Annotated in this window: 6 protein-coding genes; all 6 read right to left on the reverse strand. The window is 53.9% G+C overall.

Annotated features, from left to right (window positions below; genetic code table 11):
* Positions 1-559: hypothetical protein (locus tag RMSM_RS02225; RefSeq protein ID WP_144057306.1), on the reverse strand; the 559-nt coding region annotated here is incomplete at its 3' end.
* 1,153 nt (positions 560-1,712) lie between these two features.
* Positions 1,713-2,267, reverse strand: a complete 555-nt coding sequence (locus tag RMSM_RS37785) for a four helix bundle protein (protein ID WP_008690911.1) — start codon at positions 2,265-2,267, stop codon at positions 1,713-1,715.
* Positions 2,268-2,303: 36 nt separating this feature from the next.
* On the reverse strand, positions 2,304-2,768 hold the full coding sequence (locus RMSM_RS02235; protein WP_008690913.1) for a hypothetical protein: 465 nt from the start codon (positions 2,766-2,768) through the stop codon (positions 2,304-2,306).
* A gap of 102 nt (positions 2,769-2,870) precedes the next feature.
* Positions 2,871-3,584 (reverse strand): hypothetical protein, encoded by a 714-nt coding sequence (locus RMSM_RS02240; RefSeq protein WP_008690916.1) that lies wholly within the window; start codon positions 3,582-3,584, stop codon positions 2,871-2,873.
* Positions 3,585-3,635: 51 nt separating this feature from the next.
* The gene (locus tag RMSM_RS02250) at positions 3,636-4,262 is read right to left on the reverse strand and encodes a hypothetical protein (protein ID WP_008690918.1); all 627 of its coding nucleotides are present in this window, start codon (positions 4,260-4,262) and stop codon (positions 3,636-3,638) included.
* Between the two features lie 567 nt (positions 4,263-4,829).
* Positions 4,830-5,297 (reverse strand): hypothetical protein, encoded by a 468-nt coding sequence (locus tag RMSM_RS02260; RefSeq protein WP_008690920.1) that lies wholly within the window; start codon positions 5,295-5,297, stop codon positions 4,830-4,832.
* Between the last annotated feature and the right edge of the window lie 22 nt (positions 5,298-5,319).

The raw sequence follows: 5,319 nt of genomic DNA on the forward strand, positions 1-5,319 counted from the left end.
TGTCCAGCAGCAACGGTACAGATTCGGTGGAATTGTCCTCAACGATCCACATCAATTGACTCACTAATCCGTCATAATCATGGCCGTCAGCGCGAATGGCTATCAGCAGTTCCGGCAGCGCGTTCAATCCATCCATGTTGGCGATTGCCAGCCCTACGTTTTCTCTCACAAACAAATCATCAGTCTCCTTGAGCAGTTTATAAAGCTCTGGCAGGTGACTGCGATCTTCAAGTTTGTCAAGCTCTTGCGCTGCCTTGATGGCAGCCTTGAATTCGACTTCGTTGCCACCAGTGTTATGCAGAGCAGCGATGAGCGCCGCAAACTCCTCGTCACCCATCTGTTTCGATTGCCTTTCTAGCTTCGGATGATATTTCGGCGCGTCGTTCTGGTCCGTGTTTGGCGTTGCTACCCGGGTAGCGTCCTCTGGTGGCGTCGGGAGGGATGATTCCACGCCCGAGTCGTCTGAACCATCCTTTTCCACGAGTTGCCGAGAACACCCAGTTTCGGCGAGAACAAATACGCATGCAACGAATACGATGCTGATCTTTGTCCTAGTCATGTCTATGGGCTCCCTGACGGGCGCTCTGCGGTAGAACGGCACGGTTCAGCGGGCGGCGGCGAACGACTCAGCCATTTCGAGAATGGCGACCACCGCCGCTCCGTTGCAGTACGCCCAGCATGGGCGTGATCTTGTGGGGTGCCCTCATTCCAAAAAGTCAGTCCCCTGTACTTAGTTCCGGTTTCTTTCATGGAGTCAGTATACCAAATGAAATTCTAACGAAAGAACAGTATGAGGCCCCTTTCCTTAGAACACCCGGCAACTGCTCCGGAGGTGACGATCCTTGCTCAAAACCGTCGCCAGACATATTCACGCCAAGCCCCGCGTTTGTTGCAAGCAGAAACCCGCCTGCGCGGACGACACTTCCCAGTCGCAACGCGACGACAAGTGGTAGCCCCGGACGTGAGTCCGGGGTACAGCGTTGTAGTAGCCACCACAGAGTCGCGAAGCGACGGCAGGTGTCAATACGGAAAAGGAGGACAATCGATTAAAATATGGAAGGTTAGAAAATCGGTGAGGCATGAAATCATCTTTCCTTTGCCAAGCATCAATCCGTCTCAATATCTTTTTGCCACCCATCTTTTTGCCGGTTCTTTCCGCCGGGTGACTGCCGAGCGGACATTTACCTAGAGGCTACCTACTTCGGCCCGCCCATCCTTCCTGACATCCGGTCAAAAGAAGGCAACCAAAGGTTGCGGCAGGAAAATGAGGAGGGGCAGGAAAATGTCTGAACCCGAAGAAACTGGTAATGGGTGCCAGCACAAATGCTTCGCAGCCGATGTCCAACGAAAGATTGAACGCAGTAAAGCTGGACCAAGTTCGCGTGAGTCGAAATAAACACGGATTGCGGCTTGTTACTGGAAGCAGTGGAAGAAGTCGAAAACACGTCTTCGCAACCTGATGTCATTGGGCTTGTCGTACCGGGAGGCCCGTCCGTTCGCGTTTAGCGGCAAAGGCCCATGGCGTCTTTCCAAGACGTCGGGAGTCCAGCGTGCGTTATCCAGCGTGCACCTAAAGAGTGAGGGCTTACCCAAGTCTAGAAGAACGCCCGCAACCGCTAGCATCCTCGCGGCGAATCGCCCCCCTTCGAATCGTTATTGTGCGGACCCGCATGCTAGGTGATGTGGGAGGGGCGCCGGAGCAATCCGGCCCCCTATCCCGATCGGGATGGTTCTGGCTGTTCCTCGTGCTCGTACTCGTACTCAGCATCGCGGTACTCGTACTCGCTAGCAGCATTGTACTCTTCTCCGGTCTCGGACACGACATCCGCTCTTCCAATCAATCGTGTCAGCATCGATACGATGCGTTTGAGCATCCGCTTCAGTTCGTCGTTTGATTCGTCATCAATTCCATCGGTTGCGGCAAGCACGTCCTGAATCGAGGCGCAATCGAGAGCCGATCCACGGGCGATGTCGAGAAATCGATTGCGATCCTTGAGGCTGTGTTTGCCGTTGCCCTCGGCGATGTTCAGCGGAATCGATTGTGCCGCGCGGAGCCATTGATCGCGGGCGTGACGATGAAGTCCGTTAAGCGATTTGGCGATGGCGAATGATTGAGCAACGTAAGCAATCGAGAAACGATAAACGTCGAGTCGATCGTGGTCGAAGATTGGCTCTGTCAGCTGTGCCCCATTCGAGTACGAGTACGATCTCTTACATGCCAGAACGGCTGCCGTAACCGGGCGGCCGCCAAAAGACTTTGATTTCAAAACCCGCGTCGTCGGCCGCTCCGGTTGACGGCATTGTTATCGCTCTTTTGGGTCGTCGGCCGCAAGCTGGCGAATCGCTTTGTCTCGCCATTGGCGGAAACTGTCCCATGACTCCGAGTTCGCGTTCGCCACATCTACGATCACGTTTTCGCCGACATCGATGACCGACCACCGAGTGTTTGAACATATGAATTGAAGAACCGGAAGTGGGTCTCCATTGCCACGTACTTCGGCATTGATCCAGTCAATCTCCGGAGTGTCTGACGTGTAGAACTGGATTGAGAGGTCATCATGCTCAAAGCCCGCTTCCAGCTTTGGTCGCGCCATTGCGTCGCGGACGGCAGGAGGCATCATTGCGAGCATTTCGTCCGGTGGCATTGGTGGACGCTGCAGTTCAACACCCGGCACAGCTTCGGCCAACGCAGCGATCACATCATCGCGAAGGCCAAGCGGCTTTCTGCTGTCCCGTGTTCCGTTGATGATCGTGATTTCCCACGGCATGGCGAATACTCTGAAGTGATAACGGTTGCGATATGCGGGCGGCGGCGAACGACTCAACCACTGCGGAAACGGCGACCACCGCCGCTCCGTATCATCGCGTGGTTATCCGTCCGGTATGTCGGGGGAGTAACGGACGCGACCCACCAACTCTCGTTGCATGGGAGGCACGGCAAACAGGCCCTCACCGGCATTGTAGATGCAAAGCTCGGGTATCCCCATCGTGTCGAACAGACTGGAATGCGATTCAATCAGTTCGTAATCTGACACTGGCGGCAGCCCCATATCTTCGTTTAGTTCGTTCTCTGTCTCCACGTCAGATGAGTTCATGAAACGGGAGGATGACCCATCCGGTGAATATAGTTTTAGATCAACGACTCCGGCAGTGTCGTTTGCACAATACTCGAGTACACGACAATTGAGGGTCGAAGCAAAGCTGGCGGTGTTTAGCGGTAGATTACGACCGACCGAGTGAAAGATCACGGACCATGGAGCATCGTTGATCTCAACAACCGTGCCGGAGGGATCGAATAGCGAGTCCGAACCGTCAACCCATTTGCCATTTCGCAACGCTTGATTGATGTCGTTTCCGTACGATGTAGCGACGCGGTCGAAGTCTGCCTCGACAAAAAGGACACACCAAGCCAGTCCGCCGAAGTCGGCGAGATGCTTTGTGTAGGGGCGTTGCTCAAGCAAAGGTCCTGACTCCGATTTTGGTTTGGTGTTCTCTAAAGCAGATTGCTTTCGTCTGCTGCAAGCGGCGACCGAGAGGATCATCAGTATTGCAACCGCCGAGGAGACGCGAAAAGTCGTTAACATAAACGATCTTAGTCGGATAACGTTTGCGATGACCGTGGTCGCCGCGAGCGATCATCCATTGTCAAACGGGCGGTTCGGCGACTCCGGTCCATCGCGTGGTTCTGCCGATTCCTCGGGTGTTACCACAGAATCATGCCGATCGATTGATCTGGGGACAATGAGCTCTTCGACGATCACTTGGCTTCCAACGATGGAAGTATTGTACTCTTGCATAAGCTTCCACTGGCGATAAATCGTCGACAAAAATTCGAGGTAGTGTAGTTTCTCACCACGAATGATGGGCAGGTTCGTTTCGTGATCTGGGTTTTCTGAGTATAGAAAGTAGGTCAAATAAATCGTGTCGTTGTAGGGAATAAGAAACGACGAAATATCGTCCGTTGTCGGTCCCCAATCAAAGCAGGTTCGTGATCGGTCATTGTGATAGTAGTAGAGATGCGCCTCTGGCAGATTCATGCCATCGATTGCAGGATCCGGTAAGAGCCAATCGATTGACTTGGCATAATATCGAACCGCATACTCCATGGCACAAGTGAACCCTGGGACATAGGCAATATTATCGCGAAGCGTAAGTGTTCGACCGCCGACAAAGATGTCCACTGTCAACGCGGATGACGTGTCGTGATCTTCATATGGCGATGTAGCGAACGCAAGCCGCGATTTGTCGCCGATTACATGCATAGACTCTCTTTGGCAGAACGGTAGACATCACGGGGAACGGACGGAAGACTTTCCACGTCAAAAACCTCGCAAGCCGTTCTCCCGTGCATGTCATGGTTCGTCGTTTGTACCCGGTGCATGACCACCTCGCGTACGCCGTCATTACCGCCCAAAGTGATCGCGTACGGACGGAGCCTTTCCGCGATCCCCGGGCCGTACCATGAATTTGGCAAACCAGAGCGACAATCCAGATACGAGGAGAGTGAACAGTGCGAATGGAATTGCGAATGGTTCGAGGTGAGAACGGTAGTCAGTCAGTACGAATGTGTATAGCCACATCAGGCCGAGAAGCAAACCGATTGTGCCGCCGACGCACAACAAAGCAACGATCGCCATCGGAAAACAGCCCAGTGCCTCGTGCTCGTGGTTAACCTTCTTGGACCGACTTGGGGCGTATGGATTCAGCATCAATATCGGCAATCCAATGATGCACTTAATTCGACGAACGGTACGGCATCACCGGGCGGGGAGAGTAAAGTTGTCCATTGCAAATCCGGCCGCAAGCCCCGCTCCGTGTGAATGCCATGGTTATCCGCAGCATTGAGTTCGTCCGGCCACAGGATGGTCGCAGTAGCAACAAGATACAGCATCGAGACGCAGCATGCCGCGAAGATCACGGCCGCAAGCGTCGCATAGTCCTCCGAATGGGACGGGCAATCCAGCGGCATCAACTTCGTGGATAGTGGAGTCAGCCGCGGCCGCCCATTTAAGAAGGAAGCGAACGTGTCGTGGTGTCACCTGACCCTCGGTGTCAAAACGAGGGCATAGAAACCGCCGCCAAGAACCACCAGTCACGATCGTCCCAAATTCGTTTCCAATCACGGTGGCGTAACGTGTCGCGGAAGGTAGCCCAAGCACATAGAGAACGTTGAAGCGTTTGTCTTCGGAAATGACGTGCAAGACGATGTCGAGCGAATCATTATCGGGAGCGACCCACCAAAGGTAGGCCCGATCGTCAACGTTGATTCGATTGCGACGCTTGGAGCTTACGGCCATGCTAGAGTTTCAGTCGGATAAC

Origin of the sequence: Rhodopirellula maiorica SM1, from assembly GCF_000346295.1 — a bacterium.
In the GTDB taxonomy this organism is placed as follows: domain Bacteria; phylum Planctomycetota; class Planctomycetia; order Pirellulales; family Pirellulaceae; genus Novipirellula; species Novipirellula maiorica.